Raw genomic sequence first — 25,160 nt, 5'->3', positions numbered from 1 at the left:
GAGGCGGAAAGGTGACGTGCGGTCGGTCGGCGAGCCGACCTGGGCCGCATCGGGGCCGCCGCGGTGGGTACCGGAGAGGAATGACCGTCACCCCACCGCCGTCCCGGCCCGCCGGCCGGGCCGCCACCGCCGTCGAACGCGCCAGCACCGCACTCGGCCGGCTGCGCCACGGCCGAGTGCTGCATCCGGCCGGTCGCTCGTTCGTCGGCGAGACGGTGATCTGGGGTACGCCCGGACCGCCCACCGGAGTCGCTCTGCTGGACGACCCCGGCCGGTACCGGACCACGGTCCGGCTCTCCAAGGGGACGCCGACGCCCGGCAGTTGGCCTGACGTTCTGGGCCTCGCGCTGCGCCTGCACCACGACGGCGGCCGGCCGTTCGACCTGTTGGTCAGCTCCAGCGGCGCGGCCCCGGTGCTGCGGAACCTGCCGCTGCCCCGACGCCGCTTCAGTGGCACGTACAGCACGATCACCTGCTACCGAGCGGGCCGACGACGCCTCTGGCTGGCCGCGTTGGCCGACCCCGACTCGGCCGACCTCGGTCGCAGCCTGGCCACGGTGGCCGCCGCGACCCGGGCGGACACCCCGCGCCTGGTGCTCGCGGTCGCGTCGGCGGTGGGGCCCTGGCGGCTGGTCGGGCAGGTCAGCGTCGGTGCTCAGCTCAGCGCCCGGGAGGACGCCGCGCTCGCGTTCGACCCGGCGCGCAACCTGCCACCCGAACTGCGGATGGCAGGTCCGCTGGCCTGGCTGCGCGACCAGACCTACCGGGGGTCGCGCCGGGCCCGCGGGGCGACCGCTCAGTCCGGGGGTTCGACCGCGGCCACGGTCTGATCCGAGGTACGACGTTCCAGCACCGTGTCCGGCGCGGCGTTCTGGTCCGCCGCGCGGAGGTCCGACTCGGCGAGGATGGCCTCCGCCTGCGCCTCCGGGTCGTCGCTGCCCACCGCCGTCTCCTCGGGCAGGAGGTGGTGCGCGCGGGACTCCACCCGCTCCTGATCGCTCTGCTCGTGTGTCATGGCACCCCTGTTACCCCGACCTCGCCCTCGGCACGCGGTGATCGCCCCCGCATCTTGGGACGGCAGGCCGGGCGACCGCCTCGGGTCGGGTACGCTGGTCCGGTGACGCGTTCCTATCGATGGTTTATGCGGCCGGCTCGCACGCCGGTGACTTCCCCATGAACTGACGTCACCACGGACCGAGCCGGCTGGGCAGGAGCTGTCGTTCCTGCCCTTTTGCGTACGAGCAGCCGGCTCGTCCCGGGCACCGGCCCCGGGCACGGTCGGCGGAAGGATGCCCACCGTGACGACCCCGGAGACCGATCGGGTCAGCGATCAGCGGATCGACCGTGTCGTGCCGCTGACCACACCCGCCCTGCTGCACCACGAGTTGCCCCTGGACGCCCCGCTCGCGGCGGCCGTGCTGACCGGCCGGCGCGCGGTCGGTCGCGTGCTGGACCGCGAGGACGACCGCCTGCTGGTGGTGGTCGGCCCCTGCTCGGTGCATGATCCGGCCGCCGCCCTCGAGTACGCGCAGCGGCTGCGGACGGCAGCCGACCGGCTGGCCGACGACCTGCTGATCGTCATGCGGGTCTACTTCGAGAAGCCCCGCTCGACGGTCGGCTGGAAGGGCCTGATCAACGACCCGGGTCTGGACGGCAGCGGGGACGTCAACACCGGCCTGCGGCTGGCTCGGGCGCTGCTGCTCGACGTGCTCCGCCTCGGCCTGCCGGTGGGTTGCGAGTTCCTCGACCCGATCACCCCGCAGTACATCGCGGACACGGTGGGCTGGGGCGCGATCGGTGCCCGCACCGTGGAGAGCCAGGTGCACCGCCAGCTCGCCTCCGGCCTGTCCATGCCGATCGGCATGAAGAACCGCCCGGACGGCAGCATCGGCACGGCCGTGGACGCCATCCGCGCCGCCGGGGTGCCGCACGTCTTCCCCGGCATCGACTTCTCCGGCACCCCGGCGATCATGCACACCCGGGGCAACACCGACGGGCACCTGGTGCTGCGCGGCGGGGGCGGCCGGCCCAACTACGACGCAGAGTCGGTCGCCGGGGCGCTCGACCTGCTCCGCGCGGCCGACCTGCCGGAGCGGCTGGTGATCGACGCCAGTCACGCCAACAGCGGCAAGGACCACCGCAACCAGCCGCTGGTCGCCGCGGACGTGGCCGCGCAACTGGCCGCCGGTCAGCGGGGGATCACCGGCGTGATGCTGGAGTCGTTCCTGCTGCCCGGCCGGCAGGAACTGGACCCGACCCGGGAGCTGGAGTACGGCCGGTCGGTCACCGACGCCTGCCTCGGCTGGGACGACACCGCCGAGGTGCTCGACCACCTCGCCTCGGCCGTGCGGGCCCGTCGGGCCACGCTGCCGACGACTGTGTGACCGCCAACACCTCAGCGTCCGGAACACGAGCGGGGGTCGGCTCGTTGACAGGGGTGTCGGTGTGTCATGTGTCCCCGGGCCTCACCTAAATAGCCTTCGCGGAATACCGTCCGGCTGGAGCCGCGTAGTGCCACTCGCCGAGAGGCGACCTGCACACCGACACCAGCGCCGCCCCCGGCCCACAAGGCCGGGGGCGTCGCTGTACCTGCGTCACCGCGCCTGAGCGCGGACTACCAGCAGGGGGAACTGCTCTGGTGAGCAGGCGGCGCCGTGGGTACGGGGGCCGCCAGGCGTGACGTTTGACCGATTCCGCCCCGGGTAGCTGATCGACGTGACCGACGACGCATCCGGGTCCGGCGAGCCGGACACCCAGGCCCTCGACGACCTGCTCGACGACATCTTCCGGGCACAGGAGCGGGTCACCCAGGCGGAGATCTACCGCCAGGCGGTGGCCGCCGAACTCCCACCGGACCTGCTCGCCCGCATCGACGCGCTTCCCGAGGGTGAGTACGCGGTGGACGAGGCCAGCGACCTGCTGGGCGGTTCGATCGGGTGAGCAACCGCAGAAGGGATACCGACATGACGCACCACGAGGATCACGACGAGAAGGTGCCGGCGCTGGGTCAGCCGCCGAAGGGCCGGGACACCACGCCCGAGCCGGACTTCGCCAACGAGCACGACCGCACGGCGGTGGACCGGGACATCATCACCGGGGCGGACGAGGACGAGCGGGAGCCGGAGTCACCGCATGGTTGGTCCGGCATGCAGCGCTGAGGGCGTACGAAAGGGGGGCCGGCGTCTGCCGGCCCCCCTTTCCGTGTCCTGCTCGTCAGTCGTCGTCGTGCCCGCCCTCGGCGGCCTGCTGCGCCGCCGCGTACGCCATCTGGAGGAAGTCGGACGCGGCGACCGCCGTCAGCGCGGTGGCCACCAGGCGGGTGAGTCGGGGCGCGAGCACCAGGCCGCCGGTCAACCCGGTGGCCACCCAGACCGCCAGGCAGAACGGGCAGCTCAGCAACTCGCCGATGGCGTGCCGGGTCGGACTTCCCGAGTCGCGAACCTGCTCCATCACCTCGCCGCTGCCGATCGGGCGGTCGTAGCGGGTGAACGGCGCCCGCAGCGGGCTGGTCACCGCGTCCTTGGACAGCAACCGGCTCAGCTTGTGCGTGGCGATGGAGAGCAGCACCACGTCGGACGGGGCGGGGCGCTCCGGCACCGGCCGACCGGTTGCCTTGACCAGGCCGGCGATAGCCCCGGTCACCCCGGCGTAGGCGCCCATCGCCACCAGGTAGCCGCCGAGCGGCCGGTGTTCGTGCGGCGCGTACGCCCGGCGCAGCCGGGCCGCCTTCTGTCGCAGGCCAGTGTCGCTCACCCGATCTCCTCACATGTCGTGGTGGTGCGGGAGTGGCGTCCCGCGCGGCCGGCTCAGCCGGCCTGGAGGTTGTCGGCGACCTCGCGTACCAGGTTGGTGAGCGCTTCGTCGGCCAGTTGGTCCGGACCGGACCCGCCCGACCCGTCGGCCAGGTCGAGCTGGATCCGAGCGCCGCCGGAATCCGCCGGCTCGACCCGGATCTCGGCGGACCAGTCGTCGCCGTCGCCCCAGCGGGCGCGCAACTCCTCAGCGCTGATCTCGGCGGCGGGGCTGCCGTCGCCACGTAGTGGCTCCGGCAGCCAGGCCGAGGCCCGGGCGGGGTCGGTGGCCGTGCTGAAGACCACCTCGGGTGGCGCGGACATGCCGCGTACGGCGCGCGCCGGCATCAGGCGTCCCGCAGGCGGCTGGGGTCGACCTCGCGACCCGGGTGGCGCGCCAGGTATTCGGTCTCCAGCTCCGCCGTGCGCCGCAGGTGGTTGGCGAGTGCGGAGTCCGCCGCGTGCCGCAGGGTGTCCAGGCGGGTGCGGTGCAGGCTGTGCATCTCGCGGATCAGGTCCTCGTCGGTCAGCTCCGTCGGGTCGATGCCGAGCAGATCGCCGTCGAGAGCGGAAGCGCCGGCCGGGTCGGCGAGCTGGTCGCCGCCCCACTCGGGCACCCGCTGCTCCGGGCTCATATCCGCGCTGCCGCTGGACGCGAAGCCGTCTTCACGTACCGATCCGGTCATGATCGCCCCCCTTGATCTCGTTTGGGCTGGCGTCTAGACGATTGCCCAGGCGCGGTGACGCCAAACCAAGCCGGCGCGGCGACAACTACGACACGGTGTCGGAGACCGCCAGCGCCCCCGGTACCCTCGATGCCATGAGGCGGCTCTGGACCCCGGCGTGGATCGCGCGCCACGTGGCCATGGTCGTGCTGGTCGTGGGCTTCCTCGGGCTGGGCTGGTGGCAGATCAGCCGGGCCACCGCCGGCAACAGCCTGAGCTGGGGGTACGCGGTCGAGTGGCCGATCTTCGCCGGCTTCGTGGTCTACGTGTGGTGGCGTGAGGTGAAGCTGGCCCGCCGCAGGGTCGCGGAGGCCGACGCGCCGCCCGCGGATCCGGCCGTCGAGCCGGTGCCGGCGGTCACCACCGGGTCCCGACCGGCGGTACGCCGACCGGTGCGGGTGTCCCGGGCGCCGGCCACCGGCGATGTCGTCGAGGACACCGACCTGGCCGCCTACAACCACTACCTGTCATGGTTGAACGCCAATCCGGGCGCCCGGCCCGGTGACTATCCCGGCTGAGCCGGGCTCGGAAGGACGGACGAAGGTGGGCGCTGCCCTTACCCGGTACCGCGTGATCGCCTGGATCGTGGGCGTGGTGCTGATCCTGCTGGTCGTGATCGGCATGCCCCTGAAGTACGTGTTCGACAACCCGGTCGTGGTGGAGACGGTGGGGCCGGCGCACGGCTTCCTCTACATGATCTACCTGGTGGCCGCGTTCGACCTGAGCCGCCGAGCCGACTGGCCGCTGAAGCGGATGCTGCTGGTGATGCTGGCCGGCACCGTGCCGTTCGTTTCGTTCTACGCCGAGCGTCGGGTCAGCGCCTGGGTGGCCGCGCCGCAGGAGGAACGGGCGCCGGAGCCGGTCGCTCGCTGAGCTTGCTGAACGGCCGGCGGGCCGACCAGCTTGCTGACCGGCCGGCGGGCCGACGCGCATCCGGCGCCGGCCGGGTCAGCGGTTGGGCCGCCACGGGTCCGCTGTGGCGAGCGGGTCGACCCAACTGCCGTAGCGGTTGACCTCCCGGGCCCGCAGCAGTGACCGGGTGACCTGGCCGAACTGCCGTTCGTCGTCGGCGCTGAACAGCAGCACCTCCGATCCCTGGTACCACCCCCACAGTTCGTGCGGCGGCGGGCGCCAGCGATCACCGACCAGGGCGAGAACGGCCGGGAGCAGGAACACCGCGCCGAGGATCAGGTACGCCTCGGCGGTGAGGCGTTGCAGCCCGCCGGTGAAGCCGAGGAGCACCCCCACGCCGCCGAGCATGCTGGCGGTGATGACGACGGCCCGGACGGCGATCCGGTCGTGCGGGCCCCGGGTGGTACGCAGATGGGTCAGGTCGGCGACCCGGTAACTGTTCCGACCGACGGTGAACCGGTCGACGGTCACGATGATGCCGGGCCGCGCGTACAGCAGGGTCGACCGGGCGCCCGGCACCGTTCGCGGCGGTCGCGTCTTTGCGCCTTCACGATTCACGGTTCCTCCCGCAGGGGACGGTTGGCCGAGTGCACCCGCCGGTGACAGTCATCGCTGTCGGTCGACGGGATTCCCGGCTCCGGACTTCATTGTGTTGTGGCACTGCCAGTCGACCTGGGCATTTACCGGCTGCGGACAGCTTCGCCCGCCGAGTGGCATCGCCGAGAAACAGCATCCATTTCCGGTTTTATCGGTTATGGAGGCTAGGAATCCGGCGGCATACGCCCGGAACGACGAAAGTCGCGTATCAGTCAGTAGCCCAGGAAAGGGGCGATGTCCCTCATTCGCAGGCGTCATCAGCCACGGTGACGCCCACCAAGCCCAGGGGCACGACCGGCAACTCTTCCAACTTTCGCCCCTGCTTCAACTGCGAGCGACATCCGTCCCGGGTTAGGTTGGGCGAGCCGGTCCGGCCCAGTGCCGTCCGCCCGGATGGCCCCGGCCGGTGTCGTCGAGGGCGTCAGCAGCCCCGGCGGCCGTGGGAGAGGGGCCTTCCGCTCTTGTCATCCCTGAGAAATCTGCTGCGCACCGTGGCGCTGGTCGGCATGTCGGCCGCGCTGATCACCCCGACGGCGGTGGCCCAGGCCGAGCCGTCCCCGGCCGACCTGACCCGCCAGATCGAGACGTCCTCGGCCGAGCTGGAGCGGGTCGTCGAGTCGTACAACAAACTGCGTGAGGAGATCAAGGCAAACGAGGCCGCCGTGGCCCGATTACAGACCCGCATCGGGCCACTCGAACAGCAGGTCGAGCAGAGCCGGGCCGACGTGGCCGAGCTTGCCTCCACCGCGTACAAGAGTGGCGGCCTGCGCACCGCGGAGGCCCTGCTGCGGTCCGGCGGTTCGGCAGCGCTGCTGGACCGGCTCGGCACGATCGAGCAGTTGACCCGGCAGCGGCAGCAGAGCATCTCCGGCTTCACGGCCGACCAGCAGCGGTTGCTCGATGAGAAGACCCGCCTGGACGCGACCCTGACCCGGCAGGCCGCGCAGGCTCGCCAGCTCGCGGCGGGTAAGAAGCAGATCGAGCAGGACCTGGCCAAGCTGTACGAGCTGCGCCGGCAGGCGTACGGGGCCGCCACCGAGCGACCCGAGCCCAAGGCGGCAACGACCGAGGCGAAGAACGTGCCCGCCGTGTCCGGTGCTGCCGGCACGGCGGTGCGCTACGCGTTCGGCGCGATCGGCAAGCCGTACGTCTGGGCAGCCGACGGGCCGAACGGTTATGACTGTTCCGGCCTGACCTCGGCGGCCTGGCGGGCGGCCGGGAGGTCCCTGCCGCACAACACGCGGATGCAGTGGAGTGCGGTCGCCCACATCGGGCGGGGCGACCTACGCCCCGGCGACCTGGTCTTCTACAGCGGGCTCGGGCACGTCGCCCTCTACGTGGGCGACGGCCAGGTGATCGACGCGCCCAGCGCCGGTCGCAACGTGCTCAAGCGCGGCATGAACATGATGTCCATCCAGGGTTACGGTCGGGTTCGCTGACCACGTTCGGCAACGGCGAACGGCCGGCGTCCCCCTATCGGACGCCGGCCGTTCGCCGTTGTTACTAGCAGATCAGGCTGCCTGCAGCCCCTCCGCGCGGGCCAGCTCGCGGAGCCGGCCGAGGGCCTGGATCTCCAGCTGCCGGATCCGCTCGCGGGACAGCGAGAACCGGGACGCGACCTCGGTGAGCGAGTGCTCCCGGCCGTCCTCGAGCCCGTAGCGGGCCCGCATGATGCCGGCGGAACGGTCGTCGAGGTGGTTGAGCAGCCCTTCGATGCGCTGCCGCTCCAGACCGCTGAGGACGATGTCCTCCGGCGACGGCGCGTCACTGTCGGCGACCAGGTCACCGAGGTTCGTGTCGCCGTCGTCGCCCACCGGGGTGTCCAGCGAAACGGTGTCCTGCGACCAGCGGCGCAGCTCGTTCACCCGCTCGACGGTGACGCCGAGGGCGGTGGCGATCTGCTCCGGCTCCGGGTCGCTGCCCAACTCGCGGGTCAGCTGCCGCGCCACGTTGCGCATCCGGTTGACGTCCTCCACCAGGTGCACCGGCAGACGCACGGTGCGCTCCTGCTGGGCGATCGCCCGGCTGATCGCCTGCCGGATCCACCAGGTGGCGTAGGTGGAGAACTTGTAGCCGCGCTCGTAGTCGAACTTCTCGACCGCCCGGACGAGGCCGGTGTTGCCCTCCTGGATCAGGTCCAGCATGGGCATCCCCGAACGCACGTAGCGTCGGGCGATCGACACGACAAGTCGGAGGTTGGCGCGGATGAAGAGGTCCTTCGCCCGATCCCCCTCGACGACCAGCCATTCCAGGTCGGCCCGGTCGACACCGGCGGGAACGGCTTCCTCACCGAGCAGGTGCTCGGCGTAGAGGCCGGCCTCGATCGCCTTGGAGAGATCGACCTCCTTGGCGGCGTCCAGCAGTGGCGTCCGGGAGATCTCGTGCAGGTAGACGCCGACCAGGTCGCGCTCCTCGGCAACCTCGTCGGTTCGCATGCCGATGTTCTTGTCCACGTTGCCCACGGTCCCCTCGCTCGCGCCGGTTGCCCGGTTCCTTGCCATTCCCCACACCTGTCAGCCCCTGGTAACTTCTGCTGTGCCCATCGGTGCTGACACCTACACAACAGATGAGACGTGCCGGGGATTCCTCGTCGTGAGTCGAAAGTGTCACGAATGCCTGAGTAATAGCTGAGAGCACGGTCCATGTTTGCTGTCAGCACCCCATCGGGTGGCTCGCCACTGGGCACCACGTACGGGTTACGGCACCATGGCAACACCGCCCGCCTCGGGGGCACAGCGACCCGGGTCACCACCGCGATGCGATCCTGGTCACTGCCAGATACGCACAGCTGGACCGGCCGGTTCATCCACGGGGGTGTGATTACCCCCCGGCCAGGTGAACAATCCGAGGCCCCATTCGCTTCCCGGGACGGGTGGCGCTAGGAGGCGAGCAGGGCGAGTGCGCCGCGCACCTGGTCGGCGGAGCGGGCCAGCGCGGCCCGGGCGGCGTCGATCTCGGCGCCCGAGACGAGGGACACGAGCGCCGTCTTCAGGTCCCCGTCGGCCTGGGTGAGGGCCTGCCGGGAGAGTTCCTCGGAGCAGCCGGTGGCCTCAACCAGGATCGAGATCATTCGTCCGCGGAGTTTCGCGTTGGTGGCCACCATATCGATCATGAGGTTTGAGTAGACCCGCCCCAGGCGCACCATGACGGCGGTCGAGAACGTGTTGAGCACCAGCTTCTGCGCGGTGCCCGCCTTCATCCGAGTCGACCCGGTGACCACCTCGGGTCCGGTGTCCACCCCGATGAACACGTCGACCGACCGGGCCGCCTCCGCCTCCGGATTGGCGCAGAGCAGCACCGTCGAGGCGCCCTTGGCGCGGGCTGCGGCCAGCGCCCCGAGGACGTACGGCGTGCGTCCGCTGGCCGCCAGACCAACCACCAGGTCGCCGGCCCGTACACAACTGGCCGCTTCGACCGCGCCGCCCCGGTCGTCGTCCTCGGCGTCCTCCACGGCCCGCCACATGGCGTCCGGGCCTCCCGCGAGGTGTGCGCAGAACCAGTGTCGGGGCGAGTTGAAGGTGGGGGCCAGCTCGGCGGCGTCGAGCACGCCCAGTCGGCCGGAGGTGCCGGCCCCGAAGTAGTGCACCCGGTGACCGCCGCGAAGCGCCTCGACCGCCAGATCGACGGTGGTGGCGATCTCGTCGAGGACCGCGGCGACCGCCGCCGGCACCCGTCGGTCCGCCTCGTTGATCACGGTGAGCACGTCCCGGGTCGACATCAGGTCGAGGTCGACGCTGAGCGGGTTGCGCCGTTCGGTGGGGGCGCCCACCCGGACCGTCGGGCGAGCGGGCGGTGCGGGCATCTCGGCACCGGCCGTCATGCCCGCCTCCGGTTGGCACCCACCCGGTGCGACTGGACCGCCTCGGCGGTCGCCTCCAGGGCCTTGCGGGCGCGGGCCCGGTTGCGGGCGGCCACCCCGACGAAGAGGCAGTCGACCACGGTGAGCTGGGCCAACCGGCTGGCCGTCGCGCCGGAGCGGTAGGTGGTCTCCCGGGCCGCCGTGGTCAAGACGAAGTCCGCCACGTCGGTGATCGGCGAGCGCGGGAAGTTGGTAAGCGCCACGGTCGCGGCACCGCGGGTACGGGCCTGCTCCAGCACCTCGATCACGTCGGAGGTGGTGCCGGTGTGCGAGATGCCGATCGCCACGTCTCCCCGCCCGAGGAGGGCGGCCGAGGTCAGCGCGGTGTGCACGTCCGGGAAGTAGAAGGCGATCCGGCCGATGCGGTGCAGCTTCTGCTGAAAGTCCGAGGCGACGAACCCGCTGGCGCCGGCGCCATAGATGTCGATCCGACCGGCACCGCTGATCGCCTCGACCACCTGCTCGCAGACGGCCGGGTCGAGTTGCTCGGCAGTCTCCTCGACGGCGCGGGCGTCGTTGAAAGCGATGGTGGCGATGATCTGGGCGATGTCGGCACCGGGCGGGATGTCACCGCCGACCACGCGGGCGTCCGGTGGCTCGATCCGCCGGGCAGCCTCGGCGGCGAGGCGGATGCGCAGTTGGGGGTAACCGTCCATGCCCACCGAACGGCAGAACCGGATGACGGTCGCCTCGGATGTCTCGGCTGCGGTGGCGAGGTCGGTGATTGTTCGCCGGGCGGCGGCGGCCGGGTCGGAAACGACCAGCCGGGCGACCCGCTGCTCGGCGGGCGACAGCGATGGCAACAGCCCGCTGATGTGGACGATCAGCCCACCGGGCTCGTGACTCGCAGAAATCTTCGGACTCTTCGCCACGGATGAAACTTACTTTCACCAGGCGTGAGCGTCAACTATGACTGTCCGAGGTGGGGGGAAACTTCGATCAGCCGGGATCACCGGTCTCGCACAGCCTGCCACTTCCCCAGGATCGCCGCCTCATCCGCCGGGTCGAGTCCACCCTGCCGGACGGCCGTCGGGTTCGCGGCCATCCAGGACGCGGTCGCCCGAACGGTGTCGGCCAGCGGACGGATCGCCAACCCGGCGTCCAGGGCAGGACGGAAGTCCCGGTCCATCAGGCCAGCGGTCTCCGGCACTCGCACCCAGAGCGGCAGCGCCCGCTCCCCCGACCACTCGCGTACGCCTTCGGACAGCAGGAACTCCTGATCGACCCAGGTGAGGACCGGATCAGCGACGCCCAACCCGGCGGCCACCCCGGCCAACAGGTCGGCCCGGGACATCACCGGACCGGTCCCGTCGTACGTGCCGTGCAGGCGGGTGCCCGCGGCGTGCAACAACCAACGGGCCAGATCGGCGACGTCGACGAACTGCACCCGGTCGGTCGGGCGTCCGGGGGCCAGCACCTCGCCACCGGCCGACAGTCGGCGCACCCAGTACGGGAAACGGTCGCTCGGGTCCTCCGCGCCGACGATCAGCCCCGCCCGACAGATGAACGAACGGTCCTCGCCGACCCGCTTCCGGACCAACTCCTCGATGCTCACCTTGCACTCGCCGTACCAGCGGTTGTCCGGGCCGACCGGCCCGTCCACGTCCGGCGGGGCCGGAGCCAGCACCGGCGCGTCCGCCGCGGTCTGGCCCGGGGTGGTGTTGTCCGCGTACACCGAGATCGTCGACACGAACGACCAGTGGCCGACGTGGTCGGCAAGCGCGGCGAGCGCGTGCCGGGCATGGCTGACCTGGCGGGTCACGTCGACCACGGCGTCGAAACCCCCGTCGGCGAACGGGACGAGCGCCTCCGGGTCGTCGCGGTCGGCCGCCACGAACCGCGCCCCGGCCGGCACGACGCCGGACACGCCCCGGGCCGCACAGGTCACCTCGTGACCCTGCTCGACGGCGAGCCGCGCCGTAGCCCGGCCGAGAAATCGAGTGCCACCCAGAATAAGAATCCGCATAAACCGATCCTGCGCCCTCACCTTCCAAACAACCCACCCGGTCTGCTCACGGCAGACCGCGATCATGAAGTTGTTGCCACTCAGCCCGGCGTGTCGCAGCAATAACTTCATGATCAACGGGGGTGGGGGTGGGGTGGGGCGTTAGCTTGGGACGCATGGATGGGCGGAGCGTTTTGGTTACCGGGGGGTTCGGTGGGCTGGGCGGGGCGGTCGTCGCCGCGTTCGTCGAGGCGGGCTGGCGGGTGGTCGTACCGGAGCGGAAAGCCCGGCCCGAGTCGGAGCCGGCGGCGGCCGGACTGGTCCGGGTGGTCGCGGACCTGGGCGATCCGGCGGGCGCGGCACAGGCGGTCGAGGCCGCCGCCGGCGAACCGGCGGCGCCGCTGCGCGCGGTGGTCAACCTCGTCGGGGGGTACGCCAGCGGCGGGTTGGTGCACGAGACGCCGGTCGAGGAGTTCGAGCGGATGCTCACCGTCAACCTGCGGCCGACCTACCTGGTCACCCAGGCCGCGCTACCGCACCTGGTGGCGTCCGGCGGCGGCGCGGTGGTCTGCGTCTCGGCCCGCGCGGCGGTCGCCCCGTTCCGCGGCGCGGCCGGCTACTCGACGGCCAAGGCGGCGGTGCTGGCCTTCGCCAACGCGGTCGCGGTGGAGTACCGGTCGCAGAACGTGCGCTGCAACACGGTGCTGCCCAGCGTCATCGACACCCCGGCGAACCGGGCAGCCCAACCGGACGCCGACCATTCCCGCTGGGTGACCCCTGACGAGATCGCGCCGGTGATCCGGTTCCTCGCGTCGGCCGAGTCCGCGCCGACCAGTGGTGCCACCGTTCCGGTCTACGGGCGGGCCTGAGCCACCACCGGGCCGGCGTCATCCCCCGCCGCCGCGGACGGCGGCAGCCAGGTCTCCAGGTGCGCCTGAATCTGCTCGGTCACCTCCTTGGCCGGGCGGCCCGCGTCCACCAGCACGAAGCTGGGGTATTCGGGCAGTGCCCGGTAGGCGGTGTCGGCGGCGGTCAACCACCCCATCGTCTCGTGGTCGGTGCCACGTTCCTCGATGCGCCGGTACGCCTCCGCCGGGTCGACGGCGAGCAGGAAGGTCACCTGTGGCGTCGGGAACAACCGGTAACCGGCCCGGGCGAGCCGCTCCCAGCGCTGCCCGCCGTGCGCCCGGATGCTCGCGTACTGGCAGGCCGAGTAGCGGTCCATCACCGCCGTCCGGCCGGTGAGCAGGCAGGTGAGCAGGGCGATGGCGATGGCGAGCCAGCGCAGCACCGACTCCACGGCCAGCACGCCGTCGCGCCCGACGAGCCGTTGCGCGTCCGGCCGGCCGAGTCGGTGGGCGAGCCGGCCGAGCCAGCGCCGGCCACTGGCGTTGCGGCGGTAGGTGGCGGGGCGTCCGGCGGCGGTCAGCGCGTCGGCCAGCCGGTGTGCCTGAGTGGTCTTGCCCGAACCGTCGATGCCGATCAGGGCGACGGTGCGCAATCGGGCCTTGCGTCGTCGCATCCCCGATGATCTGGCCACTCTCCACAGGTTATCCGACCCACGCACCTGCGCCGCGAGGTTTGTGGCGCTTCATCCCTGTTCACACCCGACCGCCACACCAGCAGGTGTGGCCGACCGGTATGCCGGGTACCGGAGTTGGAAACCCAACCGCCGGTCCACCAACACGACGGAGGAACCAGATGGCTGAGCGCGGAGACGAGAGTCTTGTGCACACCCTCAAGAAGGTCGCCGCCGTGCTCAAGCAGTCCGAGATTCCGTTCGCTCTGGGTGGCAGCTTCGCCGTCTATGCCCACGGGGGGCACTCCAGCGATCACGACGTCGACTTCCTGATCCGGGAGGCCGACGTCGAACAGGCACTGGAGGCCCTGGTGGCCGCCGGCTTCGTCGCCGAGCGTCCACCCGAGGACTGGCTGGTGAAGGTCTTCGACGACGGCCGGATGGTGGACCTGATCCACCGGCCGATCGAGACACCGGTGACCGAGGAGACGTTCGCCGACACGGTAGTCCGGCCGGTGGACGCGATTCACATGCCGGTGCTGTCCGCCACCCAGCTGATGGTGCACAAACTGCTCAGCTTCTCCCAGCACTACTGCGACTTCGCCCGCGGTCTGCCGCTGGCCCGCTCGCTGCGGGAGCAGATCGACTGGGAACGGGTACGCAAGGAGACGCAGCACTCGCCGTACGCCGAGGCGTTCCTGGTGCTGTTGGACCGGCTGGAGGTGGTGCCGGACGTCGGCACCCAGCCAGGAGAGGGGACATCGTGACCCACCATCGCGACATCGGCGCCGGGCCACCGGACGAGTACGTCGAAGCGGAGATCCAACGGCTGCTCGTCGAGGACCCCGCCGTCGCCGAACAGGGGATCACCGTGATTCGACGGGAACGCGCCCTCGTGCTCTACGGCGAGGTGGAGAGCCCACACCGGCGGGAGGAGATCCTGCGTCGGGTGTCCGAGCGCTTCCCGGACGTTCCGATCACCAGCGACATCGGGGTGATCCGCGCCCAGGCGCCCACGGAGATCGAGCAACTGCCCTGAAGGAGGTTCCATGGTGATCCGGATCGCCGCTGTGGGCGACGTGCATCTGGACGAGGACGTGGTCGGCCGGTTCCGACCGGCGTTGGAGGAGTTGCCGGAGTGCGCCGATGTGCTGCTGCTGGCCGGGGACCTGACCCGGCATGGCACCGAGGCCGAGGCGCGCTGTGTGGCAGAGGAGTTCGGCGGGTTGGCCGTACCTGTGGTGACTGTGCTCGGCAACCACGACCATCAGTGTGACCAGGTGCCACAGGTGGTCAAGGTGCTGGAGGACGCGGGCATCACAGTGCTGGAGGGCAACGGCGTGGTGCTGGACTGCGCCGGTGGCCGGCTCGGCATCGCAGGCGTCAAGGGCTTCGGCGGTGGGTTCGCCGGGCGGTGCGCGAGTGACTTCGGCGAGCCGGAGATGAAGGCCTTCGTGCGCACCACCACCGACAGCGCGGACCGCCTCGGCGCGGCGCTGCGCTCACTCGACTGCGACATGCTTGTCGCGCTCACCCACTACTCGCCGGTGCCGGACACCCTGGCCGGCGAACCGCTGGAGATCTACCCGTTCCTCGGGTCGTACCAGCTGGGGCAGGCGATCGACTCGGCGCCCACGGCGCTGGCCGTGCACGGGCACGCGCACGCCGGCACCGAGCGCGGCACGACCCCCGGCGGGGTACGCGTCCGCAACGTCGCACACCCGGTGATCAAGCAGGCGTACAGCGTCTTTCACGTTGGCGATCAACTCGACACCGACCAGGTTTCCCCGATCGGCCAGTCGGGTAGTCAGAGGTCATGGAGCTGATTCTCTGGATTCTCGCAGTCGTACTCGTGGTCGCCGGCATCCTCGCGCTGTTCCGCCGGCAGATCCTGTGGGGCATCGTCCTCATCGTTGTCGGGCTGTTGGTCGGCCCGGGTGGTGTCAGCATCTTCAATTAGCGTTCGTCAGCCTTAACACCGGGACCCGCCGGGGTCGCCGCGACCGGAGCTTCGTCCTCCCGACAGAAGCACCGACCGCGGCGATCCCGGCGTTTTTTCGTGCGTGGTCGACCCTTGGCCCGTCCTTTCCGCGAGGCGGTTTGAGGCGGCGCCGGGAGGAAATATCTCGACCATGGAGACATCTCGGGACGCGCCGGCGACCGGCCGGCGAGCGTGGTGGGCCCTCGCCGGCTTCGCGGTGGCGGTCTTCGTCGCCGCCGCCATCGGCGGGCTGGGCGTGCAGGGCACCACCGACGAGTACGCGAGCCTGCGGCAGCCCGGCTGGGCGCCGCCCTCGTGGCTGTTCGGCCCGGTCTGGTCGCTGCTCTACGCGCTGATCGCGGTGGCCGGCTGGCTGGTGTGGCGGCGGGTCGGCTTCTCCCCCGCCCTCTGGGCGTGGGTCGCCCAACTGGTTCTCAACGCGATCTGGACCCCGTTGTTCTTCGGCGCGGGGCAGTACGGGTTGGCGTTCGCCGAGATCGTGCTGATGTGGCTGGCGATCGGCCTGACCGTGGTGCTGTTCGCCCGGGTGTCCCGGGTGGCGGCGGCGCTGCTGCTGCCGTACTGGGCCTGGGTCACCTTCGCCGCCGCGTTGAACCTGTCGATCTGGCAGTTGAACAACTGACCTACCGGTCCCCGGCGGCGGTGGCCGCCGGGGACCGTGGCCGTCGGCCGGTCAGCAGCGGGGCACGCCGGGGATGTATCCGTCGGAGCCGGTGTAGACGTACGCGTCGGCGATGTAGCGGCCGGAGCCGATCCGGTCCCAGATCGAGCTGGTGCCGTACGTGCCGGTGACCGTGGTGCCACTGGTCTGGCAGGCGATGGTCACCCGGGCGCCGTCGGCGACGGTGCCCACCGAGGCGTACCCGGTGCCGGGGCCGGAGCGGACGGTCAGGGGGGTGCCACTGGTGTCGACGGTGCCGTTGCCGCTGCCCGACGAGCACCCGTTGTCACTGGTGTAGCTCTTGGTGCCCCAGTACAGACCCAGCGCACCATTGAAGCGGACCTGGATGTCGGCGCCGTTGAGGCGCTGCTCGTAGTGCAGGTGTGGGCCGGTCGAGCCCCCGGTGCTGCCGACCCAGCCGAGCACCTTGCCGTACCCGACCGTCTGCCCGACCGAGACGTTGAAGCCGTTGAGGTGCGCGTAGTAGGTGCTGTATCCGCCACCGTGGTTGATCCGGACGTACTTGCCGTAGCTGGTGCCGCCGAGGTCGGTCACCCGGTCGACAGTGCCGGGGGCACTGGCGACCACCGGGTCGCCGACGTCGTCGGTGCGGTTGAAGTCGACGGCGTACGCCGGGCTGTGGTCCGACCGGGTCTGCCCGGACCAGGACTGGCCGCACGGGAACGGCACCTTGAAGGTCGGCGCAGCCAACGCCGGGGTCGCCGGCACCAGCGCTCCCCCGACGAGAAGACCCGTCACCAACAGGCTGATCCACCGCTTTCGCATACAGCTCCTCCTATGTTGAAAACCTTCGATCCGGTGCGCCCAGCCTGACAGATATCGCCAATCTTCGAAAGGGTCCCCAGCGTGGGCCGGCAGCACGCCCACCAGGCAGCCCGCAGGTTTCCGGATTGTTACTCGCTCGTGTCTGACAGGGGGTGGACCGGGCCGGATGCAAGCGCTTACATGTGTGCACGCCCAATCGGACCGGCGACGGGTCAACAGCACGACCGCGCCGGCTAGGAAGGAGGACGGCATGGCGGTCTTTACCAGACCACGCCAGGCCTTCGTGATCGCCGGCGTACTCGGGCTGGCGCTCAGCGCCACCGCCTGCGGTACCGGGGACGACAAGAAGAGCAGCAAGGCGGGCTCCGCGGAGTGCGCCGCATACGACAAGTACGAGGGCCACGACGGCAAGAAGGTCTCCATCTACGCGTCCATCCGTGACGCCGAGGCCGATCTGCTCCGGAACTCCTGGAAGTCGTTCGAGGACTGCACCGGCATCGAGATCGACTACGAGGGCAACGCCGAGTTCGAGGCGCAGCTCCCGGTCCGGGTCGACGGCGGAAACGCGCCCGACCTGGCCTTCGTGCCCCAGCCGGGGCTGGTCAAGCGGTTCGCCGACGCCGGCAAGCTGAAGTCGCTCGGGGCCGACACCAAGACGATGGCCGAGCAGAACCTGCCGGCCGACTGGCTGAAGTACGGCACCGTCAACGGCACCCTCTACGGCGTGCCGCTCGGCGCCAACGTGAAGTCCTTCGTCTGGTACTCGCCGAAGCTCTTCAAGGAGAAGGGCTGGGAGGTCCCGACCAGCTGGGACCAGCTCATCACCTTGAGCGACAAGATCGCCGCCAGCGGCATCAAGCCGTGGTGCGCAGGCATCGAGTCCGGTGACGCCACCGGCTGGCCGGCCACCGACTGGATCGAGGACGTGATCCTGCGTACGCAGGGCCCCGAGGTCTACGACCAGTGGACCACCCACGCCATCCCGTTCAACGACCCGCGGATCGTCGACGCGGTCAACCGGGCCGGCACGATCCTGAAGAACGAGAAGTACATGAACGGCGGCTTCGGTGGGGTGAAGAGCATCGGCACCACCGCCTTCGGTGAGGCCGGGCTGCCGGTCACCACCGGCAAGTGCGCCATGCACCGGCAGGCGTCGTTCTACGCCAACCAGTTCCCCGAGGGCACCAAGGTGGCCGCCGACGGTGACGCCTTCGCGTTCTACTTCCCGGCCATCGACACGGCCAAGGGCAAGCCGGTGCTCGGCGCGGGCGAGTTCGTCGTCGGCTACACCGACCGCCCCGAGGTGCAGGCGGTGCAGACCTACCTCGCCTCGGCTGAGTACGTCAACAGCCGCGCGAAGCTCGGCAACTGGGTCACGGCGAACAACAAGCTGGACATCGCCAACGTCGCCAGCCCGATCGACAAGCTTTCCGTCCAGATCCTGCAGGACAAGACCGGCGTCTTCCGCTTCGACGGATCCGACCTGATGCCGGCCGCGGTCGGCGCGGGGACGTTCTGGAAGGGCATGGTCGAGTGGATCAACGGCAAGGACACCGCGTCGGTGCTCCAGGGCATCGAGAGCAGCTGGAAGTGATCTAAGCGGTGGGCCGGTCCGCACCCGCGGGCCGGCCCACCGACGGATCTGGACCTGGGAGGGTCGATGGAGTTCGACTTCGCTGAGGAACAGCCGAAGTTCCTCATGCTGATGTACGGGCTGATCGCTTTCGTCGCGGTGGTGGGCGGTCTGCTCCTGCTTCTCGACGTGGTGCCGGCCTGGTTCGCACGGCGGCGGGAGGCGCAGCTGGTCGCCGCGTCGGTCAGCGGTGCCCCGCTCCCCCGCCGACGCAAGCAGGGAGAGGGACTCTTCGCGCTCTTCTTCCTGCTGCCGACGCTGCTACTGCTCACGGTCGGATTGGTCGTGCCGGCCATTCGCACCACGCTGCTCTCCCTGATGGACGGGAGCAGCACCAACTGGGTGGGGCTGCGCAACTACGGCTGGATGTTCTCCGACGACTCGATCGTCCGGGTCCTGATCAACACCCTGGTCTGGGTGGTCCTGGTCCCGCTGGTGGCGACCGGGTTCGGCCTGATCTACGCCGTACTTGTGGACAAGGCCCGGTTCGAGGCGGTGGCCAAGTCACTGATCTTCCTGCCGATGGCCATCTCCTTCGTCGGCGCCAGCATCATCTGGAAGTTCGTCTACGCCTACCGGGGTGAGGGCGACCAGATCGGTCTGCTCAACCAGATCGTGGTCAGCGTCGGCGGTGAGCCGAAGCAGTGGCTCCTGGAATCACCACTGAACACGCTGCTGCTGATCGTCATCATGGTCTGGATCCAGGCCGGTTTCGCCATGGTGGTGCTCTCCGCCGCGATCAAGGCGATCCCCGGCGACATCGTCGAGGCCGCCCGGCTCGACGGCGTCAGCCCGTGGCAGATGTTCTGGCGAATCACCATGCCGAGCATCCGGCCGGCGCTGATCGTCGTGGTGGTGACGCTCACGATCGCCACGCTCAAGGTCTTCGACATCGTCCGGACCTCGACCAACGGCAACTACGACACAAGCGTGATCGCCAGCGAGATGTACAACCAGGCGTTCCGGTACGGCCAGAACGGGCAGGGCTCCGCGCTCGCGGTCTTCCTCTTCATCCTGGTCATCCCGGTCGTGATCTACCAGATCCGCAACCTCCGTCAGCAGCGGGAGGGCTGAGATGACGACCGCAACGCCCACCGTCGCCGTCGGTACCCAGAAGACCGACGGCACCCCCACCACCACGTCCGGACGGGTCCGCAGGCGGTTGAACAGCCGCACCGCGACGCTCGTCTCGATCGTCATCGCGGTGGTCTGGACCATCCCCACCTTCGGCCTGCTCGTCTCCTCCCTCCGACCGGAGGACGAGATCAAGACCACCGGCTGGTGGACGGCCTTCACCAACCCGCAGTTCACGTTCGAGAACTACGAGCAGGTCCTGTTCGGGCGGTCGGCATCCTCCGGGCAGCTCGCCGGCTCCTTCATCAACTCGCTGGCGATCACCATCCCGTCGGTGCTCTTCCCGCTCGCCTTCGCGTGCCTCGCCGCGTACGCGCTCGCGTGGATCAACTTCCGCGGCCGGGACTGGGTCTACATCGCGATCTTCGCGTTGCAGATCGTGCCGTTGCAGATGGCCCTGGTGCCGCTGCTGAAGTTCTTCTCCACAGGGGTCAGCCTCGGCGGCGTCACCCTGATGCCGGCCTGGAACCTGGTCGACGAGCAGAAGTTCGCCCAGGTGTGGTTCGCCCACACCTGCTTCGCGCTTCCGTTCGCCGTCTTCCTGCTACACAACTTCATCTCGCAACTGCCGGGAGACCTGATGGAGGCGGCCCGGGTCGACGGGGCCACCCACCCGAGGATCTTCCGCACCATCGTGCTGCCGCTGATCACCCCGGCGCTGGCGGCGTTCGGCATCTTCCAGTTCCTCTGGGTCTGGAACGACCTGCTGGTGGCGCTGATCTTCGCCGGCGGCGACGAGACCGCCCCGCTCACCGTCCAGCTCGCCGAGATGGCCGGCACCCGGGGCAACGAGTGGCAGCGCCTGACCGCCGGCGCGTTCGTCAGCATCGTCATACCTCTCATCGTGTTCCTGTCCCTACAGCGCTTCTTCGTGCGAGGTCTGCTCGCCGGCAGCGTCAAGGGCTGACCCCCAGCGCCCGCCGCCGCCTGGCCCCTCGGGCGGCGGCGGGCGCTCCGGGCACCGAGCGGGGGAAACCGTGACGAGGATCGATGATGTGGCCCGGCTGGCCGGAGTGTCCACGGCCACCGTCTCACGGGCGCTACGCGGACTACCGACGGTCTCGGCCGCCACCCGGCGCCGGGTACTCGCCGCCGCCGAGCAGCTCGACTACGAGGTCTCGCCGAGCGCGTCCCGGCTGGCCGGCGGCCGGACCGGCACGGTGGCGGTCGTGGTCCCCCGGATCACCCGCTGGTTCTTCAGCACCGTCGTCGAAGCGGTCGAGGAGTACCTCTACCAGTCCGGCTACGACCTGCTGCTCTACAACCTGGGCGGCCGGGAACAGGTTCGCCAGCGGGTCCTGCGTACGGCCAACCTGCACAAACGGGTGGACGCCATGATGCTGGTCGCCACGCCCCTGCGCCCGGCCGACCTGACCGCTCTTGCCAGGCTCGAACTGCCCGGAGTCACCATCAGCTCGGGCAGCAGGGTGCCCAACTGGCCGTGCGTACGGATCGACGACGTGGCGGCCGCGCGGGCCGCGACCAAGCATCTGATCGACCTCGGTCATCACCGGATCGCCCACATCTCCGGCGACCCGGACGACGAGTTGGCCTTCACCACCCACCTCGACCGACGCCGGGGCTACCAGGCGGCGCTGCGATCCGCCGGCCTGCGGCCCGACCCGACCCTGGACATCGAGTCCACCTTCACCATCGACGGCGGCAACCGGGCCACCGCCGAGCTGCTGGCCCGCGGCGAGCCGCCGACCGCGATCGTCGCCGCCTGCGACGAGATGGCGATGGGCGCGGTGACCGCCCTGCGCGACGTCGGGCTGCGGGTGCCGCAGGACGTCAGCGTGGTCGGCATCGACGACCACGACCTGGCCGGTGTGCTCGGGCTCAGCACCGTCGCCCAGCCCGCCGCCGAGCAGGGCCGGCTGGCCGCCCAGATGCTGCTCGACCCACTCGGGGCCCGACCGCAGGGCCCCATCGTCAGTCAACGGGGCGCCGATTGCGACACTCCGGTGGTCCTGCCCACTCGGTTGGTGGTCCGGGACTCGACCGCACCGCCCCGGGCACACTGAAACCCCAACACCGCAACACGGGAGACGACCCTGAACACCGACCCGACCCCGCAGACCCCCTCCGGTCACCCGGCCACCGGCTGGTGGACCGAGGCCGCCATCTACCAGATCTACCCCCGCTCGTTCGCCGACTCGGACGGGGACGGAATCGGTGATCTGCCCGGCATCACCGCCCGCCTCGACCACCTGGTCGAGCTGGGCGTGGACGCGGTGTGGCTCTCTCCCTTCTACCCCTCGCCGCAGGCCGACGCGGGCTACGACGTGGCCGACTACCGCGACATCGACCCGCTGTTCGGCACCCTCGCCGACGCGGACAAGCTGATCGCCGAGGCTCGGTCCCGCAGCCTGCGGGTGATCGTCGACCTGGTCCCGAACCACACCTCCTCGGCGCACCGTTGGTTCCAGGCCGCGCTGCCGGCCGCGCCCGGCAGCCCGGAACGCTCGCGGTACGTCTTCCGCGACGGCCGTGGTCCCGACGGCGACCAGCCGCCGAACGACTGGCAGAGCGTCTTCGGTGGTCCAGCCTGGACCCGGACTGTCGACGCCGACGGGCAGCCCGGCCAGTGGTACCTGCACCTGTTCGACACCGGGCAGCCGGACCTCAACTGGGACAACCCGGAGGTGCACGCGGAGTTCCTGGACGTGCTGCGGTTCTGGCTGGACCGCGGGGTGGACGGCTTCCGGGTCGACGTCGCCCACGGCCTCATCAAGCAGGCCGACCTGGCCGACTGGCAGGAGCCACAGGAGATCCTCTCCGGCAACGAGATCGACAAGCCCCGCCCGCCGATGTGGGACCAGGACGGCGTGCACGAGATCTACCGGCAGTGGCGGCAGGTTCTGGACAGCTACCCCGGCGAGCGGGTCCTCGTCGCCGAGGCCTGGGTGGAGCCGGCCGAGCGACTGGCCCGCTACGTCCGCCCGGACGAGATGCACCAGGCGTTCAACTTCGAGTACCTGCTCGCCGCGTGGACCGCACCGGCCCAGTACGCGGTGATCACCCGCTCCTTGGAGGCGACCGACTCGGTCGGCGCGCCGACCACCTGGGTGCTGTCCAACCACGACGTGGTGCGGCACGCCTCCCGGCTCGGCCTGCCGGTCGGCACCGTACGCCCCAACGGCATCGGCATCGGCGACCCGCAGCCGGACGCCGCACTCGGTCTGCGCCGGGCCCGGGCGGCCACCCTGCTGATGCTCGCGCTGCCCGGCTCGGCATACCTCTACCAGGGTGAGGAGCTGGGGCTGCCCGAGCACACCACCCTGCCCGACGAGGCCCGGCAGGACCCGACCTGGGCGCGCAGCGGGCACACCCAGCGCGGCCGGGACGGCTGCCGGGTGCCCATCCCGTGGGAGGCCGACGCCCCGTCGTACGGCTTCGGGCCGACCGACGCGAGCTGGCTGCCGCAGCCCGCGCTCTGGGCGGAGTACGCGCTGGACCGCCAGCGCGACGTGCCCGGCTCGACGTACGAGCTGTACCGCACGGCGCTGGGGTTGCGCCGTGCCCACGGGCTGGGTCGCGGCACCCTGGAGTGGTTGTCCTCCAGCGACGACGTGCTGAGCTTCCGCAACGGTGAGCTGACCGTGCTGACCAACTTCGGTGCCGCCCCGGTGCCGGTGCCGGCCGGCGTCGAGGTGCGAGCCGCCAGCGCGCCCCTGAACGACGACGGATCGGTCCCGCCCGACGTGACCGTCTGGCTGCGCGGCTGACCCAGGGCCGACCGGTCCGTTCGGCGGTACTCGCGGGCGGGCCGGTCGGTGTGGACCGGCTCGCTGTGGAGCTGATGTCGTAAAGGATTCACGCCCGCCCGCGCCCCGCACACCGAACGTGCCGCCCAACCCGCCACCGCCGCCGCGCCGATCTTGCAGTTTCGGTTGTCGGTACGGGTTCCATGCCGCCTATGTCGGAACAGTAAGCGCAAGATCGCCGGGCAAGGGTGGTCCACCCCGTCGATCATGGAGTTATGGTGCCGGGTTTGGCGTCCTACGGGTTATTTGTCCCCCACCACAACTCCATGATCGACGGGGTGGGGGTGGGGTGGGGTGGGGTGGGGGTGGGGGTGGGGGGTGGGTTAGAGGCGGTCGGCTCGGTTGTGCAGCAGATCGTGGACGTTGTCGATGTCAGCGGGTGAGGTTCGTGAGGCGAGCCAGTACATGACGCCGGTCGGGATGAAGAAGAGTTGGAACGCCGCCAACCCGACGGCGAAGTTCAGCGGTGGCGGGAACGCCGCCCGCAGTGCCTGGAAGGCCACCCCGACCAGCCCGTTGCCGGCCGCGCGTCCGACACCGTTGACCAGGTTGCCCAGGCTGTAGACCGTGCCCCGGTGCTCCGGTGGGTTGACGTCGGCGATCAACGCGAACCAGTTCGGCGAGTTGGCCGAAGTCAACGCGAGCGCCACGACCGCGGTGAGCAGGCTCAGCCCCACCGACGGCTCGGTGAACACACTGGCCAGCACCGCGCCGACCACCGCGCCACCGCTCGCGCCGTCCGGTACGTCGATGGTCACCGGGACGAAGAACAACACCAGGTAGAACGGCAGCGCCGCGAGGACGCCGACCGAGGCGACAAGTGCCCGCCCTCGCGGCGTACGCCGTTGCACCGCGTCGCCGATCAGGCCACCCACGATGGACAGCACCCCACCGAGCTGGAACAGGGTGGCGAAGACGCTGCCCACCACCACCGCCGTCGACGTCGAGTAACCCTGGGCCTCGGCCCGTTCGGCGAAGAGCACCGGTAGCCAGACCAACGAGCCGAACGCGGCCTGCGCGGTCAGACCCTGCAGGATCAGCCAGCGGTTGGTCCGCCGGGCCAGGATGCGCGGCAGGTCGGCGCGGCTGATCCGGTAGTCGTACTCGGCGCCGGCGTCCAGCCTGCCGGCCAGTTCCGGCTCGCTCTGGCCACGCCGGATGTCGTACGTGAACAGGTAGGCCAGGGTGGCGACCAGGCCGACACCTGTCAACAGCAGGAACGGCCGCCGCCAGTCGGCCGCACCGAGCAGCCCGCCGACGAGCGTGCCCGCCAGGGTTCCGACCCCCTGGGAGAGCCCCCAGAAGCTCATCACCAGCCCTCGCCGGGTCGGCGAGATCAGGTCGGTGACCACGGAGAAGCCCACCGAGCCGACCGCGCCGAGGCCCACCGCCGCGACCAGTTGCGCGGCCAGGAACGTCAGGTAGCCGCCGGCGAGCGCGCTACCGCCGGTGCCCGCCGCCCAGAGGAGCGTGCCCACCATGAGCAGCGGCTTGCGGTTGGTCCGGTCCCCGACGTACGCCCAGCCGACCGCCGCCACCGCGCTGACCAGGAAGCTGACCGCGGTGACCACGCCGAGCAGCCGCCCGGACACGTCGAACGCGTCGGAGATCGGGCCGTACAGCGGGGGGACCAGCCCGATCGCCACATTGTCCAGCGAGGCGAGCACCACGAACACCACGACGCTGTACAACCGGTGCGCCGGCCCACCGCCCCGACCGTGCGGGCGCAGGCCGGGCCCGCCACTGGTCACCGTCATGACCGGCAGCCAACCAGACTCCGTGCAGGAGGTCGTCACGCGGGTGGGTGCGGGTCACCGTGGACCCGCACC

30 protein-coding genes are annotated in these 25,160 nt (G+C 70.6%); 18 read left to right on the top strand and 12 right to left on the bottom strand.

Annotated features, from left to right (window positions below; genetic code table 11):
* Nucleotides 1-80: 80 nt before the first annotated feature.
* On the top strand, nt 81-830 hold the full coding sequence (locus ACLQ3B_RS21370; RefSeq protein ID WP_425782446.1) for a phosphodiesterase: 750 nt from the start codon (nt 81-83) through the stop codon (nt 828-830).
* Here the strand turns inward: ACLQ3B_RS21370 and ACLQ3B_RS21365 are convergent.
* Nucleotides 797-1,015: a hypothetical protein gene (locus tag ACLQ3B_RS21365; RefSeq protein WP_425782445.1), complete on the bottom strand. Its 219-nt coding sequence runs from the start codon at nt 1,013-1,015 to the stop codon at nt 797-799. The two genes, ACLQ3B_RS21370 and ACLQ3B_RS21365, sit on opposite strands and share 34 nt — an antisense overlap.
* Nucleotides 1,016-1,289: 274 nt before the next feature.
* Between ACLQ3B_RS21365 and ACLQ3B_RS21360 the strand changes: the two genes are divergently transcribed.
* The 3 genes from ACLQ3B_RS21360 (at nt 1,290) to ACLQ3B_RS21350 (ending at nt 3,158) form a co-directional block, all read left to right on the top strand.
* Nucleotides 1,290-2,384 (top strand): 3-deoxy-7-phosphoheptulonate synthase, encoded by a 1,095-nt coding sequence (locus ACLQ3B_RS21360; protein ID WP_387168375.1) that lies wholly within the window; start codon nt 1,290-1,292, stop codon nt 2,382-2,384.
* 322 nt (nt 2,385-2,706) lie between these two features.
* Nucleotides 2,707-2,940, top strand: a complete 234-nt coding sequence (locus tag ACLQ3B_RS21355) for a hypothetical protein (protein ID WP_425782554.1) — start codon at nt 2,707-2,709, stop codon at nt 2,938-2,940.
* Nucleotides 2,941-2,963: 23 nt separating this feature from the next.
* Entirely contained in the window at nt 2,964-3,158 is a 195-nt protein-coding gene (locus ACLQ3B_RS21350) for a hypothetical protein (RefSeq protein WP_091405645.1), read from the top strand.
* A gap of 55 nt (nt 3,159-3,213) precedes the next feature.
* Here ACLQ3B_RS21350 and ACLQ3B_RS21345 read toward each other — a convergent pair whose 3' ends face one another.
* The 3 genes from ACLQ3B_RS21345 to ACLQ3B_RS21335 are packed head-to-tail and all read right to left on the bottom strand — an operon-like array spanning nt 3,214 to nt 4,480.
* On the bottom strand, nt 3,214-3,753 hold the full coding sequence (locus tag ACLQ3B_RS21345; protein WP_124823043.1) for a DUF1360 domain-containing protein: 540 nt from the start codon (nt 3,751-3,753) through the stop codon (nt 3,214-3,216).
* 53 nt (nt 3,754-3,806) lie between these two features.
* A complete protein-coding gene (locus ACLQ3B_RS21340; RefSeq protein ID WP_425782444.1) occupies nt 3,807-4,139 on the bottom strand; it encodes a hypothetical protein in 333 nt (110 codons plus the stop codon).
* Nucleotides 4,139-4,480 carry a DUF6158 family protein gene (locus ACLQ3B_RS21335; protein WP_372432775.1) on the bottom strand — a complete coding sequence of 114 codons (342 nt, stop codon included), beginning with the start codon at nt 4,478-4,480 and terminating at the stop codon, nt 4,139-4,141. Before ACLQ3B_RS21335 ends, ACLQ3B_RS21340 begins: the two co-directional genes overlap by 1 nt.
* A 131-nt stretch (nt 4,481-4,611) precedes the next feature.
* Between ACLQ3B_RS21335 and ACLQ3B_RS21330 the strand changes: the two genes are divergently transcribed.
* A complete protein-coding gene (locus ACLQ3B_RS21330; RefSeq protein WP_425782443.1) occupies nt 4,612-5,034 on the top strand; it encodes a hypothetical protein in 423 nt (140 codons plus the stop codon).
* Nucleotides 5,035-5,059: 25 nt separating this feature from the next.
* Nucleotides 5,060-5,389, top strand: a complete 330-nt coding sequence (locus ACLQ3B_RS21325; RefSeq protein ID WP_425782442.1) for a DUF3817 domain-containing protein — start codon at nt 5,060-5,062, stop codon at nt 5,387-5,389.
* A gap of 75 nt (nt 5,390-5,464) precedes the next feature.
* Here ACLQ3B_RS21325 and ACLQ3B_RS21320 read toward each other — a convergent pair whose 3' ends face one another.
* Complete coding sequence (locus ACLQ3B_RS21320) at nt 5,465-5,986, bottom strand: DUF6232 family protein (protein WP_425782441.1); 522 nt, start codon at nt 5,984-5,986, stop codon at nt 5,465-5,467.
* Nucleotides 5,987-6,486: 500 nt separating this feature from the next.
* Between ACLQ3B_RS21320 and ACLQ3B_RS21315 the strand changes: the two genes are divergently transcribed.
* The gene (locus tag ACLQ3B_RS21315) at nt 6,487-7,464 is read left to right on the top strand and encodes an NlpC/P60 family protein (protein WP_425782440.1); all 978 of its coding nucleotides are present in this window, start codon (nt 6,487-6,489) and stop codon (nt 7,462-7,464) included.
* Nucleotides 7,465-7,536: 72 nt separating this feature from the next.
* Here the strand turns inward: ACLQ3B_RS21315 and ACLQ3B_RS21310 are convergent, their stop codons facing one another.
* The 4 genes from ACLQ3B_RS21310 to ACLQ3B_RS21295 form a co-directional block, all read right to left on the bottom strand.
* Nucleotides 7,537-8,526, bottom strand: a complete 990-nt coding sequence (locus ACLQ3B_RS21310; protein ID WP_334502028.1) for a sigma-70 family RNA polymerase sigma factor — start codon at nt 8,524-8,526, stop codon at nt 7,537-7,539.
* A gap of 377 nt (nt 8,527-8,903) precedes the next feature.
* A complete protein-coding gene (gene murQ, locus ACLQ3B_RS21305; RefSeq protein WP_425782439.1) occupies nt 8,904-9,845 on the bottom strand; it encodes an N-acetylmuramic acid 6-phosphate etherase in 942 nt (313 codons plus the stop codon).
* On the bottom strand, nt 9,842-10,756 hold the full coding sequence (locus tag ACLQ3B_RS21300; RefSeq protein ID WP_425782438.1) for a MurR/RpiR family transcriptional regulator: 915 nt from the start codon (nt 10,754-10,756) through the stop codon (nt 9,842-9,844). The genes murQ and ACLQ3B_RS21300 overlap by 4 nt, the downstream gene beginning before the upstream one ends.
* Nucleotides 10,757-10,833: 77 nt before the next feature.
* A complete protein-coding gene (locus ACLQ3B_RS21295; protein WP_425782437.1) occupies nt 10,834-11,850 on the bottom strand; it encodes an NAD-dependent epimerase/dehydratase family protein in 1,017 nt (338 codons plus the stop codon).
* 155 nt (nt 11,851-12,005) lie between these two features.
* Between ACLQ3B_RS21295 and ACLQ3B_RS21290 the strand changes: the two genes are divergently transcribed.
* On the top strand, nt 12,006-12,698 hold the full coding sequence (locus tag ACLQ3B_RS21290) for an SDR family NAD(P)-dependent oxidoreductase (RefSeq protein WP_425782436.1): 693 nt from the start codon (nt 12,006-12,008) through the stop codon (nt 12,696-12,698).
* On the opposite strand, the gene ACLQ3B_RS21285 is transcribed toward ACLQ3B_RS21290, so the two are convergent.
* The gene (locus ACLQ3B_RS21285; protein WP_425782553.1) at nt 12,683-13,351 is read right to left on the bottom strand and encodes a thymidylate kinase; all 669 of its coding nucleotides are present in this window, start codon (nt 13,349-13,351) and stop codon (nt 12,683-12,685) included. The two genes, ACLQ3B_RS21290 and ACLQ3B_RS21285, sit on opposite strands and share 16 nt — an antisense overlap.
* 119 nt (nt 13,352-13,470) lie before the next feature.
* Between ACLQ3B_RS21285 and ACLQ3B_RS21280 the strand changes: the two genes are divergently transcribed.
* From ACLQ3B_RS21280 to ACLQ3B_RS21260, 5 genes are all read left to right on the top strand, one after another.
* Nucleotides 13,471-14,115 carry a nucleotidyltransferase family protein gene (locus tag ACLQ3B_RS21280; RefSeq protein WP_425782435.1) on the top strand — a complete coding sequence of 215 codons (645 nt, stop codon included), beginning with the start codon at nt 13,471-13,473 and terminating at the stop codon, nt 14,113-14,115.
* A complete protein-coding gene (locus ACLQ3B_RS21275; RefSeq protein WP_124823215.1) occupies nt 14,112-14,387 on the top strand; it encodes a hypothetical protein in 276 nt (91 codons plus the stop codon). The genes ACLQ3B_RS21280 and ACLQ3B_RS21275 overlap by 4 nt, the downstream gene beginning before the upstream one ends.
* Nucleotides 14,388-14,397: 10 nt before the next feature.
* Complete coding sequence (locus ACLQ3B_RS21270) at nt 14,398-15,174, top strand: metallophosphoesterase family protein (protein WP_091405690.1); 777 nt, start codon at nt 14,398-14,400, stop codon at nt 15,172-15,174.
* A complete protein-coding gene (locus ACLQ3B_RS21265) occupies nt 15,165-15,308 on the top strand; it encodes a GPGG-motif small membrane protein (RefSeq protein ID WP_007464364.1) in 144 nt (47 codons plus the stop codon). The genes ACLQ3B_RS21270 and ACLQ3B_RS21265 overlap by 10 nt, the downstream gene beginning before the upstream one ends.
* Before the next feature lie 172 nt (nt 15,309-15,480).
* Nucleotides 15,481-15,972 carry a TspO/MBR family protein gene (locus tag ACLQ3B_RS21260; RefSeq protein ID WP_425782434.1) on the top strand — a complete coding sequence of 164 codons (492 nt, stop codon included), beginning with the start codon at nt 15,481-15,483 and terminating at the stop codon, nt 15,970-15,972.
* 51 nt (nt 15,973-16,023) lie between these two features.
* On the opposite strand, the gene ACLQ3B_RS21255 is transcribed toward ACLQ3B_RS21260, so the two are convergent.
* On the bottom strand, nt 16,024-16,797 hold the full coding sequence (locus ACLQ3B_RS21255; RefSeq protein WP_425782433.1) for a peptidoglycan DD-metalloendopeptidase family protein: 774 nt from the start codon (nt 16,795-16,797) through the stop codon (nt 16,024-16,026).
* Between the two features lie 250 nt (nt 16,798-17,047).
* Between ACLQ3B_RS21255 and ACLQ3B_RS21250 the strand changes: the two genes are divergently transcribed.
* The 5 genes from ACLQ3B_RS21250 to ACLQ3B_RS21230 all read left to right on the top strand — a co-directional run bounded on the left by ACLQ3B_RS21250 (nt 17,048) and on the right by ACLQ3B_RS21230 (nt 23,292).
* The gene (locus ACLQ3B_RS21250; protein ID WP_425782432.1) at nt 17,048-18,391 is read left to right on the top strand and encodes an ABC transporter substrate-binding protein; all 1,344 of its coding nucleotides are present in this window, start codon (nt 17,048-17,050) and stop codon (nt 18,389-18,391) included.
* A gap of 66 nt (nt 18,392-18,457) precedes the next feature.
* Nucleotides 18,458-19,504, top strand: a complete 1,047-nt coding sequence (locus tag ACLQ3B_RS21245) for a carbohydrate ABC transporter permease (protein WP_425782431.1) — start codon at nt 18,458-18,460, stop codon at nt 19,502-19,504.
* A gap of 1 nt (nt 19,505) precedes the next feature.
* Complete coding sequence (locus ACLQ3B_RS21240; protein WP_425782430.1) at nt 19,506-20,471, top strand: carbohydrate ABC transporter permease; 966 nt, start codon at nt 19,506-19,508, stop codon at nt 20,469-20,471.
* Between the two features lie 70 nt (nt 20,472-20,541).
* Nucleotides 20,542-21,588, top strand: a complete 1,047-nt coding sequence (locus ACLQ3B_RS21235) for a LacI family DNA-binding transcriptional regulator (RefSeq protein WP_425782429.1) — start codon at nt 20,542-20,544, stop codon at nt 21,586-21,588.
* A 30-nt stretch (nt 21,589-21,618) separates the two neighbouring features.
* Nucleotides 21,619-23,292, top strand: a complete 1,674-nt coding sequence (locus tag ACLQ3B_RS21230) for a glycoside hydrolase family 13 protein (protein ID WP_425782552.1) — start codon at nt 21,619-21,621, stop codon at nt 23,290-23,292.
* Between the two features lie 362 nt (nt 23,293-23,654).
* Here ACLQ3B_RS21230 and ACLQ3B_RS21225 read toward each other — a convergent pair whose 3' ends face one another.
* Entirely contained in the window at nt 23,655-25,088 is a 1,434-nt protein-coding gene (locus ACLQ3B_RS21225; protein ID WP_425782428.1) for an MFS transporter, read from the bottom strand.
* Nucleotides 25,089-25,160 lie beyond the last annotated feature (72 nt).

The organism is Micromonospora sp. DT53, assembly GCF_049841535.1.
GTDB lineage: Bacteria > Actinomycetota > Actinomycetes > Mycobacteriales > Micromonosporaceae > Micromonospora.
The sequence above is the reverse complement of the archived record's forward strand: the minus strand, read 5'-3'. Positions and strand labels throughout refer to the sequence as shown.

What these genes read in the sequence shown, in the direction of transcription:
- ACLQ3B_RS21250 (WP_425782432.1), top strand. Translation starts at nt 17,048, where the DNA reads ATGGCGGTCTTTACCAGACCACGCCAGGCCTTCGTGATCGCCGGCGTA.
- ACLQ3B_RS21265 (WP_007464364.1), top strand. Translation starts at nt 15,165, where the DNA reads ATGGAGCTGATTCTCTGGATTCTCGCAGTCGTACTCGTGGTCGCCGGC.
- ACLQ3B_RS21365 (WP_425782445.1), bottom strand. Translation starts at nt 1,015, where the DNA reads ATGACACACGAGCAGAGCGATCAGGAGCGGGTGGAGTCCCGCGCGCAC.
- ACLQ3B_RS21350 (WP_091405645.1), top strand. Translation starts at nt 2,964, where the DNA reads ATGACGCACCACGAGGATCACGACGAGAAGGTGCCGGCGCTGGGTCAG.
- ACLQ3B_RS21310 (WP_334502028.1), bottom strand. Translation starts at nt 8,526, where the DNA reads ATGGCAAGGAACCGGGCAACCGGCGCGAGCGAGGGGACCGTGGGCAAC.
- ACLQ3B_RS21260 (WP_425782434.1), top strand. Translation starts at nt 15,481, where the DNA reads ATGGAGACATCTCGGGACGCGCCGGCGACCGGCCGGCGAGCGTGGTGG.
- ACLQ3B_RS21270 (WP_091405690.1), top strand. Translation starts at nt 14,398, where the DNA reads ATGGTGATCCGGATCGCCGCTGTGGGCGACGTGCATCTGGACGAGGAC.
- ACLQ3B_RS21225 (WP_425782428.1), bottom strand. Translation starts at nt 25,088, where the DNA reads ATGACGGTGACCAGTGGCGGGCCCGGCCTGCGCCCGCACGGTCGGGGC.
- ACLQ3B_RS21280 (WP_425782435.1), top strand. Translation starts at nt 13,471, where the DNA reads ATGCCGGGTACCGGAGTTGGAAACCCAACCGCCGGTCCACCAACACGA.
- murQ (WP_425782439.1), bottom strand. Translation starts at nt 9,845, where the DNA reads ATGACGGCCGGTGCCGAGATGCCCGCACCGCCCGCTCGCCCGACGGTC.
- ACLQ3B_RS21245 (WP_425782431.1), top strand. Translation starts at nt 18,458, where the DNA reads ATGGAGTTCGACTTCGCTGAGGAACAGCCGAAGTTCCTCATGCTGATG.
- ACLQ3B_RS21285 (WP_425782553.1), bottom strand. Translation starts at nt 13,351, where the DNA reads ATGCGACGACGCAAGGCCCGATTGCGCACCGTCGCCCTGATCGGCATC.
- ACLQ3B_RS21330 (WP_425782443.1), top strand. Translation starts at nt 4,612, where the DNA reads ATGAGGCGGCTCTGGACCCCGGCGTGGATCGCGCGCCACGTGGCCATG.
- ACLQ3B_RS21360 (WP_387168375.1), top strand. Translation starts at nt 1,290, where the DNA reads ATGCCCACCGTGACGACCCCGGAGACCGATCGGGTCAGCGATCAGCGG.
- ACLQ3B_RS21370 (WP_425782446.1), top strand. Translation starts at nt 81, where the DNA reads ATGACCGTCACCCCACCGCCGTCCCGGCCCGCCGGCCGGGCCGCCACC.
- ACLQ3B_RS21240 (WP_425782430.1), top strand. Translation starts at nt 19,506, where the DNA reads ATGACGACCGCAACGCCCACCGTCGCCGTCGGTACCCAGAAGACCGAC.
- ACLQ3B_RS21255 (WP_425782433.1), bottom strand. Translation starts at nt 16,797, where the DNA reads ATGCGAAAGCGGTGGATCAGCCTGTTGGTGACGGGTCTTCTCGTCGGG.
- ACLQ3B_RS21340 (WP_425782444.1), bottom strand. Translation starts at nt 4,139, where the DNA reads ATGCCGGCGCGCGCCGTACGCGGCATGTCCGCGCCACCCGAGGTGGTC.
- ACLQ3B_RS21295 (WP_425782437.1), bottom strand. Translation starts at nt 11,850, where the DNA reads ATGCGGATTCTTATTCTGGGTGGCACTCGATTTCTCGGCCGGGCTACG.
- ACLQ3B_RS21290 (WP_425782436.1), top strand. Translation starts at nt 12,006, where the DNA reads ATGGATGGGCGGAGCGTTTTGGTTACCGGGGGGTTCGGTGGGCTGGGC.